The organism is Streptomyces sp. SAI-135 (assembly GCF_029893805.1).
Taxonomy (GTDB): Bacteria; Actinomycetota; Actinomycetes; order Streptomycetales; family Streptomycetaceae; genus Streptomyces.
On the sequence record NZ_JARXYP010000001.1, the window covers coordinates 1,001,225 to 1,023,977 of the forward strand.

The 22,753-nt window shown below is 67.2% G+C and carries 19 protein-coding genes; 6 read left to right on the top strand and 13 right to left on the bottom strand.

Going from position 1 to position 22,753, the window contains the following annotated elements:
* The first annotated feature begins 45 nt into the window (after positions 1-45).
* Positions 46-876, top strand: coding sequence for an oxidoreductase (locus M2163_RS04420; RefSeq protein WP_280893112.1), 831 nt, complete (start codon positions 46-48; stop codon positions 874-876).
* Between the two features lie 669 nt (positions 877-1,545).
* Here M2163_RS04420 and M2163_RS04425 read toward each other — a convergent pair.
* Positions 1,546-2,286 carry a class I SAM-dependent methyltransferase gene (locus tag M2163_RS04425; RefSeq protein ID WP_280893114.1) on the bottom strand — a complete coding sequence of 247 codons (741 nt, stop codon included), beginning with the start codon at positions 2,284-2,286 and terminating at the stop codon, positions 1,546-1,548.
* A gap of 1,593 nt (positions 2,287-3,879) precedes the next feature.
* Here M2163_RS04425 and M2163_RS04430 point away from each other — a divergent pair.
* The gene (locus tag M2163_RS04430; RefSeq protein WP_280855119.1) at positions 3,880-5,286 is read left to right on the top strand and encodes a CRISPR-associated endonuclease Cas3''; all 1,407 of its coding nucleotides are present in this window, start codon (positions 3,880-3,882) and stop codon (positions 5,284-5,286) included.
* Between the two features lie 70 nt (positions 5,287-5,356).
* Here M2163_RS04430 and M2163_RS04435 read toward each other — a convergent pair whose 3' ends face one another.
* Entirely contained in the window at positions 5,357-6,292 is a 936-nt protein-coding gene (locus M2163_RS04435) for an alpha/beta hydrolase (RefSeq protein WP_280855118.1), read from the bottom strand.
* An 87-nt stretch (positions 6,293-6,379) separates the two neighbouring features.
* Here M2163_RS04435 and M2163_RS04440 point away from each other — a divergent pair, with 87 nt between their 5' ends.
* Entirely contained in the window at positions 6,380-6,814 is a 435-nt protein-coding gene (locus M2163_RS04440) for a MarR family transcriptional regulator (protein WP_280855117.1), read from the top strand.
* 68 nt (positions 6,815-6,882) lie between these two features.
* On the opposite strand, the gene M2163_RS04445 is transcribed toward M2163_RS04440, so the two are convergent.
* Both M2163_RS04445 and M2163_RS04450 read right to left on the bottom strand, forming a co-directional pair.
* Positions 6,883-7,491: a DUF6262 family protein gene (locus M2163_RS04445; protein ID WP_280855115.1), complete on the bottom strand. Its 609-nt coding sequence runs from the start codon at positions 7,489-7,491 to the stop codon at positions 6,883-6,885.
* A gap of 8 nt (positions 7,492-7,499) precedes the next feature.
* Entirely contained in the window at positions 7,500-8,858 is a 1,359-nt protein-coding gene (locus M2163_RS04450; protein ID WP_348540993.1) for a hypothetical protein, read from the bottom strand.
* 456 nt (positions 8,859-9,314) lie between these two features.
* Here M2163_RS04450 and M2163_RS04455 point away from each other — a divergent pair, with 456 nt between their 5' ends.
* Positions 9,315-10,718: an alpha-amylase family glycosyl hydrolase gene (locus M2163_RS04455; RefSeq protein ID WP_280854388.1), complete on the top strand. Its 1,404-nt coding sequence runs from the start codon at positions 9,315-9,317 to the stop codon at positions 10,716-10,718.
* A gap of 342 nt (positions 10,719-11,060) precedes the next feature.
* Here the strand turns inward: M2163_RS04455 and M2163_RS04460 are convergent, their stop codons facing one another.
* The 8 genes from M2163_RS04460 to M2163_RS04495 form a co-directional block, all read right to left on the bottom strand.
* Positions 11,061-11,618 (bottom strand): hypothetical protein, encoded by a 558-nt coding sequence (locus M2163_RS04460; RefSeq protein WP_280854387.1) that lies wholly within the window; start codon positions 11,616-11,618, stop codon positions 11,061-11,063.
* A gap of 246 nt (positions 11,619-11,864) precedes the next feature.
* Positions 11,865-12,308 (bottom strand): hypothetical protein, encoded by a 444-nt coding sequence (locus M2163_RS04465; RefSeq protein ID WP_280854386.1) that lies wholly within the window; start codon positions 12,306-12,308, stop codon positions 11,865-11,867.
* 48 nt (positions 12,309-12,356) lie between these two features.
* Positions 12,357-13,391: a hypothetical protein gene (locus M2163_RS04470; RefSeq protein ID WP_280854385.1), complete on the bottom strand. Its 1,035-nt coding sequence runs from the start codon at positions 13,389-13,391 to the stop codon at positions 12,357-12,359.
* Positions 13,388-15,385 carry a hypothetical protein gene (locus M2163_RS04475; RefSeq protein WP_280854384.1) on the bottom strand — a complete coding sequence of 666 codons (1,998 nt, stop codon included), beginning with the start codon at positions 15,383-15,385 and terminating at the stop codon, positions 13,388-13,390. The genes M2163_RS04470 and M2163_RS04475 overlap by 4 nt, the downstream gene beginning before the upstream one ends.
* On the bottom strand, positions 15,382-16,137 hold the full coding sequence (locus M2163_RS04480; RefSeq protein WP_280854383.1) for a toll/interleukin-1 receptor domain-containing protein: 756 nt from the start codon (positions 16,135-16,137) through the stop codon (positions 15,382-15,384). Before M2163_RS04480 ends, M2163_RS04475 begins: the two co-directional genes overlap by 4 nt.
* A gap of 12 nt (positions 16,138-16,149) precedes the next feature.
* Positions 16,150-17,442 carry a helix-turn-helix transcriptional regulator gene (locus M2163_RS04485; RefSeq protein WP_280893115.1) on the bottom strand — a complete coding sequence of 431 codons (1,293 nt, stop codon included), beginning with the start codon at positions 17,440-17,442 and terminating at the stop codon, positions 16,150-16,152.
* 1,670 nt (positions 17,443-19,112) lie between these two features.
* Entirely contained in the window at positions 19,113-19,610 is a 498-nt protein-coding gene (locus M2163_RS04490; protein ID WP_280854382.1) for a GNAT family N-acetyltransferase, read from the bottom strand.
* Between the two features lie 798 nt (positions 19,611-20,408).
* Positions 20,409-20,726 (bottom strand): hypothetical protein, encoded by a 318-nt coding sequence (locus M2163_RS04495; protein ID WP_280854381.1) that lies wholly within the window; start codon positions 20,724-20,726, stop codon positions 20,409-20,411.
* Between the two features lie 364 nt (positions 20,727-21,090).
* Between M2163_RS04495 and M2163_RS04500 the strand changes: the two genes are divergently transcribed.
* Entirely contained in the window at positions 21,091-21,234 is a 144-nt protein-coding gene (locus M2163_RS04500; RefSeq protein ID WP_280855114.1) for a hypothetical protein, read from the top strand.
* A 122-nt stretch (positions 21,235-21,356) separates the two neighbouring features.
* Complete coding sequence (locus tag M2163_RS04505) at positions 21,357-21,689, top strand: hypothetical protein (protein ID WP_280854380.1); 333 nt, start codon at positions 21,357-21,359, stop codon at positions 21,687-21,689.
* Positions 21,690-22,002: 313 nt separating this feature from the next.
* On the opposite strand, the gene M2163_RS04510 is transcribed toward M2163_RS04505, so the two are convergent.
* A complete protein-coding gene (locus tag M2163_RS04510; RefSeq protein ID WP_280854379.1) occupies positions 22,003-22,137 on the bottom strand; it encodes a hypothetical protein in 135 nt (44 codons plus the stop codon).
* Positions 22,138-22,753: the final 616 nt, after the last annotated feature.

The window sequence follows — 22,753 nt, forward strand, 5'->3', positions numbered from 1 at the left end:
ATAGATGGTGAACCACAGTTCATCTTACCTGTGAGGACTGCCACCATGCCCGCCAAGACCGCCCTTGTCACCGGTGCCTCCTCCGGCATCGGCGAAGCCACCGCCCTCAAGCTCAACGAGCTCGGCTACACCGTCTACGGGGCCGCCCGCCGCACCGACCGCCTGGTCAAGCTCGCCGACCGCGGCATCCGCCCGCTGGCCATGGACGTCACCGACGACGCCTCCATGCAGACCGGCATCAACAAGATCATCGCGGAGACCGGCCGGATCGACGTGCTGGCCAACAACGCCGGCTACGGCTCCTACGGTGCCCTCGAAGACGTGCCCCTGGACGAGGCCCGCTACCAGTTCGAGGTCAACGTCTTCGGTGCGATCCGCCTGACCCAGCTCGTGCTGCCCCACATGCGGGCCCAGCGCTCCGGCACCGTCGTCAACGTCACCTCGATGGGCGGCAAGATCTACACCCCGCTCGGCGGCTGGTACCACGGCACCAAGTTCGCCCTGGAAGCCCTCAGCGACTGCCTGCGCCTGGAGGCCAAGCCCTTCGGCATCGACGTCGTCGTCATCGAGCCGGGCGGCATCGCCACCGAATGGGGTGCCATCGCCGCCGACAAGCTGGAGAAGTCCTCCACCGACGGCGCATACGCCACCCAGGCCGCCGCCGTCGCCTCCTCACTGCGCTCCGAGGCCAACGCCAACCGCAACTCCCCGCCCTCCGTCATCGCCGACGCCATCGCCAAGGCCGTCACCGCCCGCCGCCCCAAGACCCGCTACGCCACCGGCTTCGGCGCCCGCCCCCTCATCGCCCTGCGCAGCCTCCTGCCCGACCGCGCCTTCGACACCGTCATCTCCCGAGCCATCGGCCTGCCGCGCTGAACCATCCGGGACAGCCAAGGCCCGCAGGGTGCTGTCGAAACTCGCGAACCGTTCGACAGCCGTCGCCGCTCAAGTGCCTCCCAAACCCGTCAACAAATGCTGTCGCAACTCGTGACCACAGCCACTCACCCCCGCCCACGGCTGGTCACAGGCTTGCCCGGGCGTGCCGAGAGCTTGCCCGGTTGAGAGGGCAAGCCCTCCGGTCACAGGTGCTTGCCCAGGACCCCGGTGGCCGCCTTCGAGACAGCAAACCTGTGCGCGCTGAATACCTACATCATTTGCGGCGAAGCCATCAGCTTTGCACGAACTTCAGGCTGAGGGCTTGGACACCGACTGACTTCCGCCGGGCGGGGCCCCGGTGGGCTGCCCGGCCGGAGCCTCTTTGGGGTTTTTACGGCGGACTCAGCGGCCCTATCAAGAAACCGGCGTGCGGGAACCGGCCGGGATCGGCACTCCCGCGTCCTGGTCGACGGAAGTGGTGCACGTGCTCTCCGGCGGCACCCGAGGCCGGTCGACGGTCCAGACCGACGCGGACTGCTCGCCCCGGACGCAGGGGTACCAGTGCTGCTGGTGGAGGTCGACAACTGCATGGAAAGCCCGGAGCGCCTGGCAGCCAAGTTCGGTTCCTCCAAGAGATATTGAGTGTGCAGTCAGACAGCTCGCCTGGTTCTACAGGTCGGCTACGAGAAGCCGGTAGCCGACATCGAGTGCTTCTTGGTCGAGCAGGTCGGCATGGCGTTGGTGCCACCGGCCGGAGGACAGGTCGTCGGACAGCCGGGCCAAGCCAGGCTGGATGACGTCGTCGCTGATCTGGGCGAACATTGAGATACCGGCCCGGACCTGCGGATCGAGGTATGCCTCGGGGCGCCGCCAGAAAGCGGCGAGGAATCCGTCGGTGCAGTCGTACGGGATGGGGACCGTCTCGATGCGGGCGCCTCCCAACAGCGTGACCAAGCGGTCGACCGCGACCGCCCGTGTGTCGTCGAACTCGGCCGCCTCCGGCAGGTACTCGTCCAGCAGCCAGAAGCTGTGGTTGATGTCGGGGTCGAAGGTGAAGATAACGATCCGTTGCCGGGCGATGCGGCGGAGTTCCCCGATGCCGGCTTCCAGGTCGCTCCAGTGGTGCACGGTCAGGAGGGCCATCACCGCATCAGCCGAGTCGTCAGCAAGAGGGATCGACTCCGCGGATGCCTCCAGAGTCCGCGCGGATTCGGCCGGCCGCTGGGCGATCATCACTGCGCTGGGTTCAACAGCCAACACCGTTTCTGGCGGTTCGTAGGAGCCGGTGCCGGCCCCCACGTTGATCACGGTGGCGGCACCACCGAGAGCTTGATGGATCCTGGCGGAAATTCGGGGGTCCGGTCGCCGGGTGTCAGCGTAGGTCGAACCGATGCTGTCGTAAGTCGCCACACCCCGCAGTATGCCCTTCCCACTGGCACCGGAAAGAGCTCGCAGCGTTGTCAGTTCTCATCGACATTTTCGAGCTGTTTGATCGCCAACCGCTGCGGCGAAACCGTCGACAAACGTTGCCCGGGGCCATGGTCTGGTGTGGCGTAGCTGTTGCGCCTGCTTATTGATCTTGGTTGTGCCCTGCTGGTGTTCAGTTGTACTGAGCGGTATGCCTGTTCCGCGGAGGAGGCTTACGCGGGGCTGAGGCGCCGGGGGCGGGTGGTACGTGGGCTGAGCTGGATGTTCGTGGCTGCGCAGTGAGCTGAGTGGGGCGGCGGTTTTTGCGCAGTGTGGTTGGCGCGCCTATAGGCAGGTACTGGCTGTTTTCGGCAGGGTCGGGGCGTGGGTTGGTTCAGTGTGTGGTCAGGCGTTGCCAGAGCAGGTCGTGGTCGGCGGGTGCGAGGCGGGGGGTGCGGGGGCAGGCGGTCAAGGGCTGCGGCGACGATGAGGGTCTCGGGATAGGTGATCAGGTCCCGGCAGGTCAGGGCGGGGGAGGCCGGGCCAGGAGGGATGTGGGGGTTGGCGGCGATGAGCCAGTGCAGGCGCATCCGCCAGCGGTGGTGCAGGTGCTGACGGTGGTCGTACCAGCGCGTCGTGATCGTCGACGCCCAGTTCAGGGAGGCCACCATCGGGCGGCGGCGGCGAAGGTGGGCTCGGGTGAGTTCGGGGACAGCTCGGATGTCGAGGGGCGCGGGGTGCCGGGGGTCGCTGGCGGCCTGCTGGTGGCGGGTGCAGATCATGATCCGGGGCAGGTGGGGCGCCGGGTGGATCCATGCGGGGGCTGCCGCGTGCGGGCTGCGGCGGATGGTGCAGGTGGTGCAGGCCGGTAACGGCTGCATGGCGGGTTCTACGGTCTGCCAACGGGCGGCGGCGTGGTGTGGGCTGTCATGGTCGGACGGTGCGGGCTGCCGCAGGCCGGGCAGGGCGCGGGCGAGGTGCGCGGTCGGGATGCCCCGTGCCGGCGGGTACCACGGGCGCGTCACGGCGTCCGCAAGCAGCCTGAGCTGAACACCCTCGCGCTGGCGAGGACCACAGCGGGTGCCCGATCGCTGTACGGGAGTTGAACGGACCACTACCGCGTTGGCGGGAACCACCAGTTCGGCAACTTCTCCGAACAACGGCTACGGACCACCCCGCGCTGGCGGGGACCACTGTTAGGCGGGGAGCTCGATGAACGGGGAGAGCGGACCACCCCCGCGTTGGCGGGGACCACCACAGCACAGCGACCGTGACCGAGTGCTCGGGCGGGAGCACTCCCGCGCAGGCGGGAAGGGCCGTCCGGTTGGGGGCTGTCCGCTCGACGATCAGCTCTGCTGTGTCGGCGGTATGTGGCGGCGTCGGGGTGGCTGTGAGCGGTGAACTGCTGTTCTTTGTTTGGGGCTTGGCTGTTTTGGTGTCAAGGTGCGTGCGGTGCGGTGCCCGTGGGTGATCAGGTTACTGGTGGTGGGCGGGCCTTGTCGGTCTGCGGGTCTTGTTGCTTGTGGGGGGTGGGTTGTTGTGGATGTTCGTGGTGTGTGGGGGAAGTTGGGGTCTGGTGCGGTTTCGCATCCTTTGGTGTGTCATGCGTTGGATACGGCGGTGGTGGCTGAGGGGTTGTTGGGGGTGCTGGTAGGGCCGCATGGGCGTGGGGAGTTGGAGCGGGCTTTCGGTCCGTTGGGGGATGCGGCGGGTTGGGTGTCGGTGTTGTGTGGTCTGCATGATGTGGGCAAGGCGTCGCCGGCGTTTCAGGGGTTGCGGCAGGACGTGGCGGTGGCGGCGTTGGGCCCGGTGGAGGGTCCTCGTATCGAGCGGTTGGTGCGGTGGAGGGATCCGGGGGCGCGTACGGATTGTCATCACGGGGTGCTGACGGCGGTGCAGATGGTGCGGCTGCTGCGGTCGTGGGGGGCTGGGCCGGCGACGGCCCGGTCTATTGCGTGGGCGCTGGGCGGGCATCACGGGGTGGTTCCGTCGGCTGCGTCGGTACGGCAGGCGCGGGAGGCGGTGGGGGATCACGGGGGTGCCTGGTGGGCAGCCGTCTGTGATGCTCTGGTGGGCCGGGTGGTGTCGCTGTGGGGGCTTGGCGAACCGGGGGAACTGCCGTGGGGGGATGTGCGGTTGAGTCCTGAGGCGGTGGTGGCGCTGGCCGGGCTGACGTCGGTCAGTGACTGGATCGCTTCGGCACGGCCGGAGAAAACCTACGCAGGCCCACATGTCGATCTTGCCGCCTATCTCGGACAGGCGCGGGTGGCGGAGGCGCGCAAGGTGGAGAAGCTGGCGTGGCGGCCGTGGCAGCCGCTGGCTGACACCTCTTTCGCGGCGCTGTTCCCGGACGAGGCGCGCCCGCACCCGGTGCAGGCGGCGGTGGAGTCGGTGGTGGCCGGCATGCGGGAGCCGGGGATCGTGGTGGTGGCGGCGCCGACGGGGGAGGGGAAGACGAAGGCCGCGTTGCAGGCCGCGGCGGCGATGGTGCGCAGGTTTTCGCTGCGGGGGTTTTATGTGGCGATGCCCTCGCGTGTGACGAGTAATCAGGCGTTCGAGACGGTGGGGGGAGCTACTGGAGGAAGCGGGGGCGGAGGTGCCGGTGCGGCTGCTGCATGCCGCGGCCGCCGAGTACCTCAAGGGCCGTCCCGCAGCGGTGGATCCGGCCGCCGCATGTTCTCTGGGGCTCTGAGCTGTGGCGTTAGTGAGTGGTTCACGTTGGTGCAGCTCAGCGCCATTGATCGAGAGTCTAGCCACTGCGACAGGTGTAGTGCTGTAGCCCGAAGGGGCTGTTGGGCGGCCATCTCGTTGACGGGGCTGCCGCGGAGCCCGGGTGGCACTGCGGGGCCGTGCGTGTCGCGAGAGTGTCCACGTCGTTCACATAAGACGATCTTGGACACCCTCAGCATGGGCCACGCGTCGAGAACGACACGCGCGCCACCAGGCACCTACCGGCCCATGCACACCAGCGGCGCCCGAGACCCGAATCCCGGACGCCGCTGAAGACTGCCGCTTGACAGACCGGCCCCCTATATCAGTGCAGTGACCGCATAGGCCGGCCGGTTCGGGTGCCTTACAGGTTGTTCGCATAGAAGCTGGTGAGTCGTTCGACGGCGGCGTCGACGTATTCGGGTTCGTCGTACATCTCGTAGTGGCCGGCGCCGTCGATCACCATGAGGTCGACGGGGTTGGGGGCCATCTTCCACAGCTGCATGCCCGTCTCGTAGGAGCCCGTGTTGCCGATGCGTCCGGCGAGGATGACCTGCAGTGGCTGGGTCATGAGCTGGTCGACGAGGTGGAAGGCGTCGTAGCCCAGCAGGAGGGAGTCGCTGCGCGAGAGGCGGCGGTTGGTGGAGTGCTCGTTGCTGCCGCGCTCGGTGCGGTAGTAGGTGATGGCCTGGGTGGTGTCGATGTCGGTCAGCCCGGCTGCCGCGGCGTCCTCCAGGGTGTCGGGCAGCCAGTTCACTCGGGTCATCTCGCCGGAGCGGGTCTCTTCGATGCGCGCGTCGGCCAGGGCGTCGAGTGCTGCGGCCGGGCCGTCGGGCTGCCAGCTGCGCCACGTCGTACCCATGTTGCCGGGGACGACCGTGCCGACCGCCTTGATGCGGTGGTCCGTGCGGGCGGTGTGCACGGCATAGCCGCCGCCGGCGCATATGCCGAGGACGCCGATGCGCTGCGGGTCGATGCCAGGGCTCGTGGTGAGCGCGTCGATGGCGTAGGAGATGTCCTCGCCGCGGCGGTAGGGGTCTTCGAGGTCACGGGGTTCGCCTTCGCTCTGCCCCTGGTGGGCGGGGTCGAAGACGAGCGCCGCGATGCCGCGGGCGGCGAGGCGGGAAGCGTAGTTGGCGCCGATCTGCTCCTTCACGCTGCTGCCGGGGGTGGAGAGCACCACGGCGGGCAGCGGTGCGCTGCTGCCCGCGTTGTCGGGCAGGTGGAGGTCCGCGGCGAGGTTGATGGGACCGCGCGGGATCGTGAGGTGCTGGATCACGACTGGCTTCCTTCGCGAGATTGTTGTTCCATGGGAGTCCAGTACAAGGCGGTATCTTGTACGATCTGAAACTAGTACGAAACTGTACCATATGAAGCGGGGGAGCGCATGTCGGTCGACGGGGCGCAGCTGTGGACGCTGAACCAGCGGCTGCTGGCAGTCGTGATGGATGCCTGCACGGAGGAACTGGCCGAGCTCGGGTTGGAGACGAAGGAGTTCTTCGTCCTGGCCGAGGTGGAGGCATCGCCGTACCCGGCCGAGATCGCGACCGCGCTGCTGCTGCCCAAGGCGAGCGTGACGGTCTACGTCCGCAACCTCGTCGCCAAGGGCTTCATCCGCCGCGAGATCGACGAGGCGGACCTGCGGCGTCACCGGCTCGTACTGACCGCCGAGGGCACGAAAGCGCGCGATCGAGCACTTGCAGCCCTCGCGGCGGAGTACGACCGCAGGCTGGCGAGGGTCACCCCCCAGGACCGCGTCGAGCTGCAACGCATCCTCAACGCGATGCTCGCCTCGCCCGCGTCAGGTCGTATGCGCGAGTGATCGTCTGATGAGCCTGTATGCTGTGGTCTTTCCGATCTTCGCTGCCCGTCCGGTCGTCGCCAAGGCTCTCAGCCGCTGGGGCCGCTTTCTGCTGCCGCTGGTGCTGATCGCGATCGGTCTCTCATCCTGATCGAGGGCGGGGCACTTCGGGCTGTAGGCGGGCCCGTTCCCTCCGGCGTGTGGTTCAGCGCCCGGGTCAGTTCACGGTTTGCCGCGCGTGCCGCGTCCAGTTCCTCGGTTCGTTCATCCAACTGTCCTTGCACGTCGGCAAGTTGTTGTTCCAGTACGGTGATGCGGCGCTGAAGCTGGTCGAGGTCGGCCGGGGCACCGAGGCCGGATTCCGTCCAGACCGTCGTGCCCAGCTCCTCGGACAGGCGTTTTTCCAGCTGCCGGACGCGCGCCGTCAGCCGGGTGTTGCGTTCCAGGGCGTTGGCGAGGTCGGCCTGGAGCGAGGCTCTGCTCACGGCCGCTGCTCTGCCTGCCTCGGCAGGGGTGGTTGCCGCGGCGTGGACGCGTTCGAGCAGGTCGCGGTGACGATAGAGGAAGGTGCGGTCGACACGGGCGGTGCGGGCGAGGCCGGACACGGTGATGTCCTGACCGCTGCGCAGGGCCGCGTCCAGGGCCTGGAGGACACGTTCGCGGCGGCGAGCGGAGTCGGCTCGTTTCCCCTCGATCATCGGGCTGGTCACGCGGTGGGCCTTTCGGGACGCAGGTCAGGCAGGGGCTGACGGACTCTGGGCAGGCCGAGAGAGACGAGCTGGCGGGTGCGGCGGACGACCTGGACGGCTTGCTGGATCTGGGCGCGGTCCTCGTCGGTGAGCTCATCGAGGTCGGCGCGGACGCGGCTGATGAGGCGACGGACGCGGGTAATCTCCTCGTCGGACGGCATGGCCTCGCCCTTGGCCCAGTCATCGGCGCTGAAGGCGGCCAGGCGTTCGCGACTGCGCAGCAGGTCGGCGAGGTAGGACTCCAGGTCTGGCAGATAGGAGACGTCGGTGCGGAAGTGGCCGCAGCCCACGCAGCGGAAACGGACGGGGCAGTCGTGGCCGCCGGCGGCGACGTTGGACGGCTCCGTGCACAATCCGTAGGGAACGGCGACCTCGCCGACCGCCCGGCGTGCGTGCTCGGAGTCGAGGACGAGCTGGGCCTGGCGCCAGATCCGGCGGCCGTGCCGGTCGAACTGCATGGCTGTGACCCGCTCGACGGCCTGCTCGTCGGTGACACCCCGCAGCGCCAGCAGAGCACGCGCCTCCTCCTCGGTGAACACCTCCAGCGGCACTTCCGTGACCAGATCGAGCCAGTCACTCCAGCTCCGGGCGGCCAGCCGGCCCTGTCCGGCCAGCACGATCTGGACATTCGCCGGAAGGACGCCGTGGACGTCGCCGAACGCGATGTCGCGCAGCCACTCGTCCAGCACCGGGCCGGTGTGCTCGTACACGTCGAAGAACAGCACCAACCGCGGCCGCCGCCGCGCCACCTCCGCCAGGTCTTCCAAGAACACCGGGGTCAGGGCACGCACCGGGTCCATGACGAGCCGTACGTCGTCATGGGATCGCATCCGTGCGCCCAGCGCGGCCCGCAGCCGGTCCGCGCCCTGGGCGACCTGCTGCGGATCGACGGCACCGGCCAACGCACCCACGACTGGGACCATCCCGAGGCCGACCAACCCCACCTGCGCTGCGACCGACGACGGCAGCGAGACCGCGGGCGGCTCCGCGGCACTGCTGCCCTCTGCGGATGTCTGGGTGCCTGGGGCCCACTGCGCCTCGTGCTCGCGCTGGCGCAACGTCGCCAGCAGCTTGTCGAAGCCACGCAGCTGCAGGCCTTGAAGGCCGAGCCGGTCGGCGATCTGCGCCATCGCTTCCACGGCGCTGTGCACGCCGTCGTCGAGATAGACCGTGGCCGCGCCCTGCTCCCGGGCGACCGCCTCCCACTGCCGCAACAGCGACGTCTTGCCCACGCCGGCGTTGCCCCGGACATGGAAGAAGAACTGGTAGTCGTCACCTGAGGGATCCCGGGCGAGGTTGTTCCGGAACGCGCTCATCTCGCCGCGTCGGCCAACGAAACCGCTCCGGCGGCGCTGGATCAACTCTTGGCGTGACGGCCGCTGTTCTGGCATCCCGCACCCCCGGCCGCCAGTATGGCAAGGGTGCCCCACGGTTGGGGCGCGGATGGCGATGCCTCCGTGGTCAGAGCTTCTCCCCGCCGCCAACTCGTCGGCGAGCCCCCCCCACGTCCCCGGGTCCTCGGCGCCGGCGACCGCCTCATTCCCGACGGCGGCTGGCACCTGGAGCTGCGGCGTTGCGAACGTCCCCCGCTGGCAGTGACGACGCAGGACGTACGGCTGCCGAAGGGGGCACCGCCCGCAGCTCGCCAGACCCCGGCGTGGCCTATTCGCGAATTGTTATCAATTGAATACTCTCCGTGTTCGCGGCTAGTGCGACGGGAGCCTGTGATGCGGTGGTGGCGGCACGGCATTTGGATCGGTGCGGTAGCGGCCATGGGCACCCTCGTCATCGTGGCGATCCACGATTCCGACGCATCGAAGATCCTGGCCACTGTTTTCGGCTTCGGAGTCTCCCTCATCGGCCTTGCCGTCAATCTGTGGCGGAACACCGCGCAGGGCGCAGAGACGGATGGTGCCCCGGGTCCTTCGCGGGAGCGGCTGGAGCAGTGGGCTGAGCGGCTGTCGGCCGCGGTGGATGAGCAATGGCGGGCGGAGTGGCGCCTGCGCCGACTTCAGGACCCTCATCACATGTTCACGCCGCAGCAACCAGACTGGAATTGGGACAACCCTGAGGTCCGGGAAGACTTCCTCACCACCCTGCGATTCTGGGGAGACCGCGGCATCGACGGGTTCCGCGTCGATGTCGCCTCCGGCCTCGCGAAGGACATGAGCGAGCCCTACCCCACCTGGGAGGACGTTCGCGGCGGGGTCCCGTTCGTCGACGCCGCGACCCGCACGTTCCCCGATGGCCAGCATCCGCTCTTCGATCGCGACGAACTCGACGCGATCTACGCGAGCTGGCGTCAGGTGTTCAACACCTACGATCCGCCCCTCTTCGCGGTCGCCGAGGCATGGGTGGCACCCCATCGTCAAGGTCGCTACGCAAACTCGGAGGGGCTCGGCCAATCGTTCAACTTCGACCTTCTCGCCGCAGGATGGGACAGGGACGCGTTCGAGTCGATCATCCGCACTAACCTGCAACTTGCCGAAGCACACGACACCACCAGCACGTGGGTGTTCTCCAACCATGACGTCGTCCGCCACGCCACCCGCTTCGCCGTGACCGGACCGATGGGCATACTCGGTCGCGTCTCACGCCCGAGAGACCACGAGGCCGCAGCGCTCGGCGCCGATCGAGCCCGCGCAGCAACACTGCTCGCCCTCGCGCTGCCCGGCAGCAGCTATCTCTACCAGGGCGAAGAACTCGGCCTCCCCGAGGTGTTCGATATCCCGGCGGAGCTCGCCCAAGACCCGTCCGCGATCATCGAGAACGGGATCGCCGTCGCCGGCCGGGATGGATGCAGGGTGCCCCTGCCCTGGACGAAAGGCGGCACGTTCTTCGGCTTCAGCGACCGTGCAACTCACCCTCCCCAGCCAGAGTGGTTCGGCGCATACTCGGTCGAGGCAGAATCCGCCGACGATCAGTCCACCCTCACCCTGTACCGTCGGGCGCTCCACCTCCGCCGGAGCCTGCAGACCGAGGAACGCCTTGAATGGCTCGACCACGGCGGCGTCGATGTCCTCGCCTTCACCCGCCCGAACGGATGGACGAGTATCACCAACTTCGGGACCTCGCCCGTCCCGCTTCCCTCCGGGAGCGTCGTGATCCGCACCGACCACAAACCGGCCGGCGTGCCCCTCGACCCCAATGCCAACGCCTGGCTCACTCGCAACTGACGCGCCAGTACCTGGTTCGGCACGTCGCCACCCCGTTGATGCACCGTACCAGGCACTACAGCGGGGACCTCTCAAGTGCGCTTCGTGCTCCGTCGAACTCTGGTAGCACCGCACACCAGTGGCCGAACTGTCCACCGGAGCCGTCCAGCGGGCGTCGATGCACTGGAATCCCTCGACCTGGGCCGGGACATGGAACGGACCCGGACTGCGGTGGCCGTGCTGGCAGGACGCGCGTGCCCGGGCGGTCACGTCACCGTCCGCGACCAATATGCCTCCTGACTTGCCGCGCGGAGGTTCGCAGGACGACGCGGCAAGTACAGGGGTGTTCCTGCCCGGCGGTCTCTACGCCACGTCGACGTAGTCGCCTGCGGCGTTGATGGCCGGGGTGGTTGTGGTGCCGGGGAAGGAGTAGCGGTAGTAGCCGTCGGCGGTGGCTTTGACGGTGGTCTTCAACTCGCCGGTGCTGCTGGTGGTGACGGTCTTGAAGGTGGTGTAGGTGCTGTTGTTCTTGGGTCGGTACTGGAGTTTCATCCTTTGGCCGCTGTAGCCGGCGTACTTGTGGGTGTTCCAGTTGGCGCGGGAGAGCTTGCCGGTGACGGTGAGGGACTTGCCCTTCTTCACGGGCTCGGGGGCCGCGTTCGCGGTCAGCTGGGACTTTCGCTGGAAGTTGATGGTTGCCCAGGAGTCGGTGGTGGTCTGGACGCGGTCCGTGGAGAAGGCGCTGGCGTAGATGTGCCAGGTGCCGGCCTTTGCGTTGGACAGGGGTTGGTCATGTCGCGGGTGTCGGCCATGACCGCGAAGTTCATGGTGCAGGTGGTAGTGGTGGAGCTGTCGGCATGGCAGTTTGGCGCGTCGTAGGAGATCCCAGCCGTGCGGTCGTCGTGCGAGGTGCCGTACCACAGCTGCACGTCTGCCACGATCACGCCGGACGGATCAGTGGCGGTGACCTGGGCGTTGAACTTGGTGACGGTCGTGGGGCCGACCACGATGTTCCTGCCGTTGTGCCGGCAGCGCCGCGCTCGATGGCCTCCCCACACGTCCGGAACGCGATGCAGGCGTCTCCTACAGGTCGTGGACGCCTCGTCATTTAGGCACAGACACAGCTTCACCGCGCCGTGCTCGTCGGCGGTGGCCTCTCGTGGCGGTTCAGTTGTGTGACGGGCCGGGGTGGTGGGCGTGGAGGGTGAGTCCGGTGATCTGGCCTGATTGGATGACTGGGCCGTGCTGTACCCCGCCGTTGATGTTGTTGTGTACGGCGCCCGGCCGGGGCGCTGCGCCTTGTAGGTGTTGCAACGACGTCAGCAGTTCTCGCAATTCAGCATGGGAGATGGCGCGGGCTTCCAGCAGATGTCGTAGGTATGCCTCCGACTGTTCGATGGTCTCGCGGGCCTCGTGTGGTTGGCCTGTGGATGGGGAGGCGAGGAGCCGGGCCCGCGAGTCGTCCAGGTCAGTGATCGTCAAGTCGCCTGGATCGGTGCGTGAGAGGAACCGCCGCAGGAGTTCGCGGGCGCGCGACCAGGAATCGGTGACCATGAGTGAGACCAGGGTGGATGCTCCCGATGCGGTCAGCGCGGCCAATTCGTTGTCCATGGTCCTCCTGCAAGTAGAGCTCGGACTCCGGGTATTCGGTCGTCTGCGTCATCTTGGGTGGTCGGGTTCTTCCGGTTGGTCGTCCGCGGGGGCGGTGAAGGCTGCTGGCGGGTCGTAGCGGCGCAGGAGTTCATCGGCCGTCTCGTGTTTGTCCTGCGTTCTGATGACGTCGGCGATCTGCTTGGCGAGCATTCCTCGCCGGTCATCTCCGCTGCTGAAGCCCATGCCGGTGAGGAAGGCCTCGAAGTGGTCAGAGGCTGTCGGTTCCCGTTCGGCAGGAGCGGCGGGCGCGTTGGTCGTGAGGATGAGGGTTTGAAGCCGCTCGGGGATGTCGGTGTTGTTGGCTGCGGAGGTGAGTTGGGCGAGGAGGCCGAGGTCTGCCACGGTCTTCTCTATGTGGCTGTCGTTCTTGGCCAGCCACCAGACCACCGCGCTGCCGGTGTCCTTGAGTACGTCGTCGCCCAGGTATTCGCGCTTGCTTTGCTCGTATGTGCGCTGGTGTTCCCAGACTGCCTTGTCCTTGCGGATCTCAGCGAGTTTGGTCAGCCGTTCCTGGTCGGGTTCGTGCAAGGTGAGCGTGATGTTTTCTGCCATGACTTGGAGGAGCCCGGTGTGGTCCGGGCGCATTCTGCTGAGGGCACCGCTCAGTTCGTGCTGGACGAGGGAGGCCCGTCCGGGCTCCCGCTGCTCGGTGAGTGTGCGGGCGCGGTCCAGCACCGCTTCGACGGCGAGGCCTGCCGGGTTGAGGACGGGGTCGTCGCCGTGGGTTTCGAGGGGGTGCCACCGTACGGTGGCGGAGAAAACGAAGTCGTAGTCGTCCCACTTGCTGGGTAGTGCGACGCGACTGACGTGGTGTTCCCTGCGCTCGATCGGGGCGGCGGGGAGGAAGTTCGTGAAATCGGCGGGTAGAGAGCCGCGGCGCATCGCGGCGATCTTGAAGGCTGCGGCCGGAATACCGGCCAGGGCCAGGGCCAGTGCGGCCCACGCCCAGATGGGCCACTCCTGCACCAGGCCGAGGATGGACAGCAGCAGGGCACACAGCACGGTGAGGAAAACGGTCGTCGTCTTGCGGCCGGTGGTCATCGTGCAGCCCCCCTGGGCGGTGCGGGTTCAGTCGGTGCGGCCGGCGGGCGTAGACCCTGGGCCGTGGAAATCCTCTGGAGCAGACGTTCGGTGATTGCGGCCCCGGATGCCCTCCCGCCAGGCGCAGTGGGCTCTGCGGCGCGGGCGACCGAGTACAGCACTGCCAGGGTTCTGCCGTTTCGGTCTGCGGCATCGACCAGCAGAGCGAGCAGCACGTCGCGATGGTTATCGGCGGTGCAGGCCGTGTGCAGCCATCGTTGGGCATACGGCTGCCATTGCGGCCGCGGCAGCCGGGCGAGCGACTCCGCCCAGCCTGCCACCGCGCAGTCCTGAACGCCTCTTTCGTCGATGAGTGGACGCTGTGCGCCTGTTGGGTGGGTGAGTGCTACGGGGTCGCAGATCCGCAGGAAGAGGCGGGCGTCGACGGTCGGTGCGGTTGAATGACGGGTGACTCGATCGAGCATGCGGCGACGGAGTCGGGCACTGGTCACGGCAAGGCTGCACAACGCATCGAGAGCGGGGGTGGCGCCGCGTTCCCGGCGGGCCAAGTGATGCAGGCGGGTCACGGCCTGGTCGGGATGGGTGGGCGCGATCACGTCGATGCAAACGCGTAGGAGAATATGTGCGAGGTTCCCTGTCAGCCGCTTGCCCTTACACCAGTCGTAGACGAGCATCCGCAGACTTCGGCCGTAGCGCGGGTCGCTCAGACCACAGGCCAGCGCGTCTACAGCGGCCTCCAGCCGGAAACGGCTCGTGGGCGTAGTGCTCCACTCCTGCGCCAGGAATGCCAAATCGTTTCCTCGACCAGTGCGCACGTACTGGTCGGCGAGTCGGCTCACCACTGTCCTGCGCAACTCCGACGTGATATGCGGATCATCCAGCTCCGTGCTCTGGGCGGTCCAGGAGCTGAACAGGTGCCGCAGGTCAGGCATGTGGTCCCAGAAGTGGGCGCGCACCGCGGCGTCGTAGTCCAGCTTGGCGAATCGCACGCGACCGTCCGGCCCGGCTGCTGCACCGATCTCCTCCAAGCGTTCGGCCAGATCTTTGCCCTCGAGCAGAGGCGTCTCGTCCCGCGGCGTATTGAGGGTGCTGAGCAGGAGTGCGGCGCTGCGGTGAATGACGTCAGCATGCGTGCCGTGGAGCATGGCCGTGGCGAACAGCAGCGCCCGCTGCGCAGCCGCGCGCCGTGTCGCGACGAGTTCGCAGACTTCCTTGCGCCACTGCGTGCGTGCGTCACGGGACTGCTTGCACCAGGTGGCGAACCCCTCACGAACCGGCAGCGCCGCACGGGCTCGGCGCACGCGGTCGGCGAAGCGCGCGATCTCCTCCATCGACGGCTCTTCTGCCAGGAATTCATCCAGCGCCGGGGCGGGAAGCCGGTACTCCTCGTACGGTATCCGGTGGAGCCTCAGGTGCCGCCGGAAGACCTCGATGGCCGGTGGGGGCGCGATATCGGCCTGGTAGGGCTGGAGGTGAGACTCCAAGGTGCCGTCGTGCGGCATGACGACCACCAGATGCGCCTGCTGTTCCTGCACGGTCTTACGCAGTGCAGACAGATCCCTGCGCGCCTGGGCCCACTGGGAGACGTCCGCTTCGGCAAGGTTCAGCAGCAGCCGGTCACCGACGCCGACCAGGCCGGGATCGGTGAGGGCCCCCTCCTCCTCGCCGGGCAGAAGCTCGCGGAAGATGCCGACGCCCTGGTGAACCTCGTACAGCAGGACGCAGGCTGCTGTGGTCCTGCCGCTGCCAGGATCGCCGCGCAGGATCACGGTACTGCTGGCGTCGAGCACACGGCGTGCCATGCCCATCCCGGGGGGATCGACGAACTGCTGACGCAGAAGGCGGAGGTGGTCATCTGCGATGCGGCGCGGACTTCGGCCGGGCGACTCCTGGAACCCAAGGTCCACGTTGACGGTGTAGCTGTAGAAGTCGCCCGAGCCGGCGTGCACCGGGCCGCCGGGCTGCTCGACGCGCGTGGTGAATGTATTGCTCACCGCTCGTTGTCCTCGGGCTGGTCCGAATCAGCGAACCGGTGCTGGATACCACCGTGCTGGTCGCCCTCGATGTTCGTCATGCCATTGCCCGAGTAGTGCCGATCACCCGAAACATGGCGCGAGTTCTGGTAGATGTTTCCCTGGCCTGCATGCACAGGACCGGTTGACCCTTTGATCACGGTGTTGCCGACGTCTCCGGTGAAGTCCCTGCTCTGCACGGCCGTTCCGCTGACAGTGCCGACCGAATTGGACACGGACCCGGCATCAGGCGTGGGTACCTCGGCATGCTCGAGGTCGTACAGCTCGGGAACCATCTCGGCCACCAGATCACCCAGGCGCTTCAAGTCCGCTTCTGCGTTCTGTGTGTCCAGCCGCACGGACTGCAGGTCGGCCAGCCTCGCCAGCTCCTGCGGCAGTCTTTCCTTGCGCAGGCGTTCCGTCCCCCTGCCAGCGAGGACAGGCACCACCGGCACTCCGCAGTCGAACGCCTCCACTATCTCCTTGCGGACCCAGTCCTCCGGATCGCGCAACCTGGACTGGAAGTTCAGCCAGTCGGCCCCGATGACCGCCAGCACCAGGGCGCTGCGGCGCACACTCGTCAGGAGCGCCTCGGGGTAGGTGGAGCCCGGGGGAATGGACCGCGAGGCGCGAAATGCCCGGTCCTTGCCGAAACGGTTGGCAAGCTCGTTGTCGATCAGGGCAGCGATGTCATTGCCGTCCCCGGTCCGGTAGTTGATGAACACCTCAGGCATGCAAGATTCCTCTCAGGAGACCGGGAGTCGGGACAGCACTGCCAAGCGAGGCCCCAGTCGGCGCACCGCGGCGTGGCCGCGATGGCGGGCCAGGACCCGGGAGAGGCGACGGAGGTCGATCGTCACGGTCGCGGACCGCACGGCCACCACCCCATCGAGAAGCTGCGCCGCCAGTGCGCAGGCGTGGTCGATCTCGCCGTGCGACGCATACGCCAGCGCCCGGCGAATGCCGTAGCGCACCTGCGTGCGCACCGCATCAGGCGATACCAGCGCGAGTTGACGGTCCAATTCCTCGGCTGCCTTCCGCATCTGGCCGAGATCGAACAGACACCACCCGGTGATCATGCCGACCGAGTCAGGCAGATGCATGCTGCCGATCACCGGAGCGTCACCCTCGCTTTCCTGGCGGGCCAGCAGGGTCCGGGCACGGTCCAGAGCACGCATGCACGCATCACCATCGCCGGCGAGAGCGTGCCCCTGCGCCTCACGCTGCGCGGCAAGCCCCCGAATCCGCGGCGGGAGCGTCCCACTCTGCGCCCGACGTGCCAGAGCAACGGTCTGCTCGGCATCGTCCTGATACAGCGTGACCAGGGCCCGCCGGACCAGCGCATACCCGGCCAGTGCCCGGTCGCCACCGGCTGCGGCAAGATCCACTGCACGCTGCGTCCACCACAGCGCCGCCTGCTCATCACCCGTCTCCTGCACCAGCCAGCCGACATACTCGGCGTACCGGGAGCCCAGCGCCAGCAACTCCTGGCCGGTGCGGGAATCCACGTGCGCGGACAACTCCCGCAAAGTGTGGGTCTGCGCTATCAGTCCGGGCAGCAGGAAGCCGGGCTCAACGCTCTGGCCGAGCCGACGGTAGTGCGTGAACAGCGACCGGGATGCATCCAGCATGCCCGCGCCCCCACTCGGCGATACACGGCCCTGGCCGCCCGTGCGCCAGCTCATCAACGAGGCTGCCCCGGCGCTGACGACCTGTCGCCGGCCCACGGGCGTAAATCGGCCCAAGCCATCTGGTGACAGCCGCATCACCCACTCCTCCTCGTCGACTTCACATGGAGCCGGTTCTTTCGGCACGTCGGTAACGGGCGGGGCGACCAAAGCGATCAGCGCTCCGCTGGCGTGGAGGGCGGCGTCGCACAACCGAGCCAGATCGCGGCTGGGCGCTTTAATGCCTCGTTCGACCTTGCTCAACTGCGCCTTGCTGTAGTGCACGACGGTGGATAGCGCTGTGAGACTCACCCCGGCGCCCAAGCGCCGCCTCCTCAGTTCTTCGCCGAACTCGCTGGACGGCTGCAGCACGGAAGACCTCCAGGACCGTCCATCCAGGTGCAAGAGGGGTGCTGCACGAAAGAGTGCGGCATCCGTGACTGGACGGACAAGGCAAATGGCACTGTTTCCCGTTTCCTCTCCGCAGACGGGAGGCACTACTCGCGACCAGAGCGCCCCGCCAGACCAAGCACCCCACGACGGGTGAGCGTGCGCAGTTGCTGGACGCTGTCCCGCATGTGAGCCCGAGGTTGCCTTCCTCGTTCCAGCCGATTTATGGCCCGGCCCTCGCAGAAGGACGGTGGTCCAGCACAACCCGGACTGCAAGCCGCCGGTGTGCTCCTGGCGGCCCTGGCCGCAGATCAGCTCGGCGGGCGCGTTGGCCCACGCCCGCCGACTCGCCCAACTGGTACCGCGCACGGTGGCGGCGCGCGTATTGCCCGCTGTCCCCGTCCTCAAGGCGTACACCGTGCTCATCCGCCGGAGTTCACACGCCGTCGGTCGGTGGAACGGGCGTCGGGGATGCCAGTACTGCGCTGCACCCCGCAGCGGCGGCGGGGCTGGGGGCAGAACAGCGAATGAGAAGTGCGGTCCCGCGCAACGTGCGAAATGAGCGCGGGACCGCAGGCCGCGGCCGTCCTGTCGAGCCGGGCAAAAGGGACCGTACTGCACCCGACGCCGGTACCTCGCGCGGCACTCCGAAGAGGGCAACGCCCGGCTGGGCATCGGCAGCAGTGCAGTGTGCCGGGGGCGTGTAACCGAAGGGCGGTGTGCGCCCTGTCGGCGCCTCGGCGTTCAGCCTCGGGCACGAGATGAAGGGCGGGTCTTGGAGAGAGCGGCGCAGTGTGCTGGGTGCTGCGCTGACGGTGCGGCCGACGACGGCGTGGGCCGCCGAGCGGCGGTGGTGGCGAACCCTGCTCTCACCTCGGCCCGCGCACTGTTCGCGGCCGGTTCCTACGACCGGCTCGGCCGGCCGCTGGAGCGCCTCTGGTGTGGCGTCGGGCACGAGGTGCGGACGCGTCCGGCGGGAGCCGCCCAGGCGGTGGGCGCTCGCCTTTCAGCTGGACGTCAAGTGGTTCTGCACCGGGGCTGCCGGCGCAATGGAGGGCCCTGGTCGCAGAGGCTGCCCTACGCGAAGCTTCGGTACGCGAAGATCAACATGGGTCATCCACTGGTACACCGCGTCGAAGTCGCCGACCTTTGAAGCACAGATGCATGAACCAGAGCCGGTTCGCCTTGCCGTTGGCGCCCTCGCCAAGGACGCCGGCTATGGCTTCCTGGGCGACAACTACCTGCTCATCGCGGGCGAAGTCACTCCGGAGGCGGCACTCGGCACGAGGGTCGCGTATTTTCCACGAGCCCGACGGCACCAACCTGGAGATCATCGAACCCAGGGGCGAGTTGGCCAACTGATCCTGCGGGGGCTGGTGTCATCAGGATCAGGGGTGGGACGCACTCTGCTTCGGGATGCGGATCACCCTTGACACTCCCTGTGTCCTCGACTGTGTGGACGAGGGGCGCGAGCTGTGGGCCTCGCGTAGGGCTGCGTCGTTGGTGGGGGTGGCCTGATCGCAAGATACCGCAGGGGCGACGACGTCGATCCGCATCCAGGAGGATGTTGGGGTACCAGGTATCAGTTCCCGCGTAAGCAGGCCTTGTCGACGACTTCTGCTTGGTCGTCGCGGCGCCGCCAACGTCCGTCGTCAGTCCGAGACGGGCATGACTAGCGTCCTCACAAAGTCGACGGCGCCTTCGCGCCGGTAGAAGCGAACGGCGCCCTCGTTGCCCGCGATGACGGAGATTTTCATGATCTGGATGCCCAACGCCGCGAGACGCTCGCGCGCGGTGCCGAGGAGAGCCTGCCCAACCCCGGTGCCGCGAGCCTCATCATCGACCACGAGGGTTTCCAACACCCCGACCTGGTCTCCCCACTCCCACGATCCGGGGGCGTGGACGACGCGCACGACCGCATAGCCAGCTATGAAATCCCCGTCGTGGGCGACCAGCACCGATGTGAGCGGTTCTCGCAGCCATTCGAGATATTGCCCACGACGCAGCCGCCATGACTCCTCGGGCGGGCGAACCGCGCCCAGACTCGTCAGGTGTCCCGCTGCCCGGTCGTGATGGACCAGCAACTGCTTCCAGAGGCGTTCCAAGCGGTCGACGTCCGAGGACGCCAGAACATCGATTACGGGATGCATGCCAGGCAGCGTAACTATCGCAAGTTTCCCTGGGCGAGACCGATGCGCTGGGACGCGCTCCGGTCACGGTACCCGCCGCTGGCGCAGCGCAAGGAGCTGCGCACCGCGCGCTGCCTGACCTGGATGCGCAGACAGCAGTCCTGCAGGTGTGATTGGCGATCGTCAGCGGCTGGGGTCCGGAAAGTCCGAGCTACGGCTGCCGGAGCACGATGCTTGCGCGTGGATGGTCTCAAAGCGGTCGACGCCTTCGTTCTAACGCTCGCCTGCGAGCTCGGTCTGATTGAAGCCGCGGCGTACAAGGCGAAGACTGCATGTGCTCGTCTGGCACGCTGACCTCGTGGGGGGACAACTCGACACGAGCAGAGCAGATAACGCAATTGACGAGATGTACGAGCGTCTCTCTGCTCGCGTGCGAGAGCTGTACGCGCAGCCGCCCTAGACACTGCGCCGCTGCGGGATCAGCCATCCAGGATCGGCTTTGCTGAAGCCTCAGACGTCGTTCTGTGGTCGCTCAGACCGCCAATCGCGTGGACGGGTGCGAGCGTAGAGCCGGATCATGGCTGATCAGGTTGTCCGGAATCGGACGTGGTCGGCCGAGCGCACCGAGCTGATTCGTGAGCTGTGGGCCGACGGCCAGGGCATGTCGTATCGGCAGATACGGAAGCTCTGGGGTTCAAGCCGTCCACGGTCCAGGACGTCTTCCGTGGCTACAGGGGGTCTGGGACTGTGCGGCCGAAGAAGCCGGATGTGGAGTAGGCGATGAATGTCGCGCCGCCCCGGGGTGGGGCAGCGACGCCGTCAGGAGTTGTCGCGTGAGGGTCGACGGAGGGGCAGTGCGGCGAGGACTACTTGCGCGAGACCGCTCAGAGTGCCGATTGCGGCCAAGATCAGGCCGATGCGATCGCCGTCGGCTCCTCCGAGGCCGGTGACCAGGAAGACGATTCCGAGAACGATAAGGGCGAAGGCTACGACGAGCACGCCGCACCCGAGCAGCATGGCGGACGGTAACGCTACGGTTTCGCCGAGCCTGCGTGTGGTGTACGTCAGGTGAAGGCCGTCGGCGAGCGGGTTCCCGGGAGGCGGGGTGGACGGGTCGGGCGGGGGGTCGTCGGCCATCGACAGCTCCAGGTTCGGCGCGGCAGGGGAAACAAGGGTCTCGGTGGAGGGTGGAGGCGGTAAAGACCGCCACTAATATCGAACGTGGTTTTCCCTCGGGTCCCCCGCGCCTCCGCGCGATCCTGGCGCACCTCGACAAGCAGGTCACCGACCACGAGGTTGTCGGGATCTATCTCCGGCCCTAGCGCGACGCAGTCGCGAAGCGCTCGCCCAAGCTGAGGGGCAGGCCCCGGCTCGTCGCCGCGGCGGCCACCTGCCGAGGGGTGCCGCGCCCCTGCGTTTCATAGGCATCGCGCACGCACCGTCCCGGCCGCGGTTCGTCGTCCAGCAGAAGCGCACCCCGAACGGGCCTGAGTCGTCGATCATCCACCTTGGCGACTGCTTGATGATCGAGGGGACTTTTCACCCGATCGCCGAGCACGACGCCCGCGTGGCGCTCACCGACTCGACCATCGAACCTGGGGTCTTCTGGACGACGTTGGCGGCGCCTGCCATCTTGCCCTCATGATGCCGCGGGGAACTGATCACGAGACCTTGGCCCTAGCTCTTGACCACGCCTGGCGCTGGTCTGAGAACCGCAGAGGCCGGGCTTACCAGGTACTCAACGCGCTGCTGGTCTGCCTTGCAGTCATGGCTACCGCCTACGCGGCAGCTTTGAACGCCGAAATGCCTGGCGCAGCGGGAGTGATCAGCTTGCTGGCCGGCGTCATCCTCGTCGCAGCGTATTCAGAGAGCATGCGGCTTCGGGGCTCGGCGCTCTTGGCTGAAGAAGCGATCAAGAGGATTCAAAACCACTTGGCCATGACACTCGACATCGAGGCGCTGCGCCTGATCGAACGCGAACAAGCTCTCCACGAGCCGCCGAGACTCCGTTGGATGTATCCGGTTTCCAGGGTGCTGGTGTGCCTGGGTGTGCTCGTTTGCCTCGGCGGCGCCGTCTACACCTGGATAGCGATCCCTTGATGGAGCGTGGAGACCACCTTGGGTGAGGCGCTGGAGAAACCAACCGAACCTGCGCTTTCAGCTTGGGAATCTGCGGTTATTTGGGGCCGTTTGGGTGCCGACCTGGGCGAACGGCTTACATACGGCTTCGTCGGGGGCGCCTGCTCTTACCGTGGTTCCCCGCTGTTCCCCGCTCGAGCTGGTGCGGTTGTGGTGCAGAGTCTTGCGATGCTCAGCGATCGCGACGGATAAGTGTGAGGTGGTCTCGTGGGACTGTGGTGCGCGCCTGGGGGCTCGGTGGCAGCCGGAGCGACGACGCGAACGATCATCCCAGTCAGTACGGCTCGAAGCTTGGGACCGGGGGACTGATGTCGTCGGCTTCGTCCATGACCTGCAACCGGTTCATGAACGCGATGACGAAGTCGGAGAACGATCCATCGAAGACTTCGCAGCCTTCCTCATGGGCCATGGTCACGATCTTTCAGCTGTCGGCGTGGTGGCCGCACGGGAGGAAGAAGTGCTCGTCACCGCCGTAGTCATAGCCCCACGAGATGAGACCGCCGGGCTGTGTGTGGACGGGTATGGGAAGCCGGTGGGATGTTGAGACCGTGCCTTGGCTCAGGTGGCGTGGATCTTGTGCATGCGATCCAGGAGCGGAGTGCGCCCTTGTGGGTGGAAGACGACGAGTTCGTCGGCGATGACTCAGGGGCCGAAGGAGTTCAGGAAGATCTTGAAGTCACTGGGCAGACACGGCCTAGAAGGGGCGGCCAGTCTGTGCTCTCAAGCACGGCGCATGCTTTCCAACTGTGGTGGTGGGGAGAGGGCATGCATGCAGTCGCGTTCACCTTGGTGCACGCGTGGCCGGCCGCCATTGCGGAGGCAGCTTCAGGTGTCTCCTGAACGTCCGTGACGACCCGAGTAGGACGGCCGTATGCCATTCCAACCCTTCTCGCTTGCGTGGTGGGATGTAAGAAGGGCGGGGGAGGCCTGGCTGGCCAAATAGGCATACTTGTCCGTCTTCTTGGCGGGTACCGACACTTTCGGCATGGTGTATCGGTGCCGTGCGCAGACCGACGACGGGACGT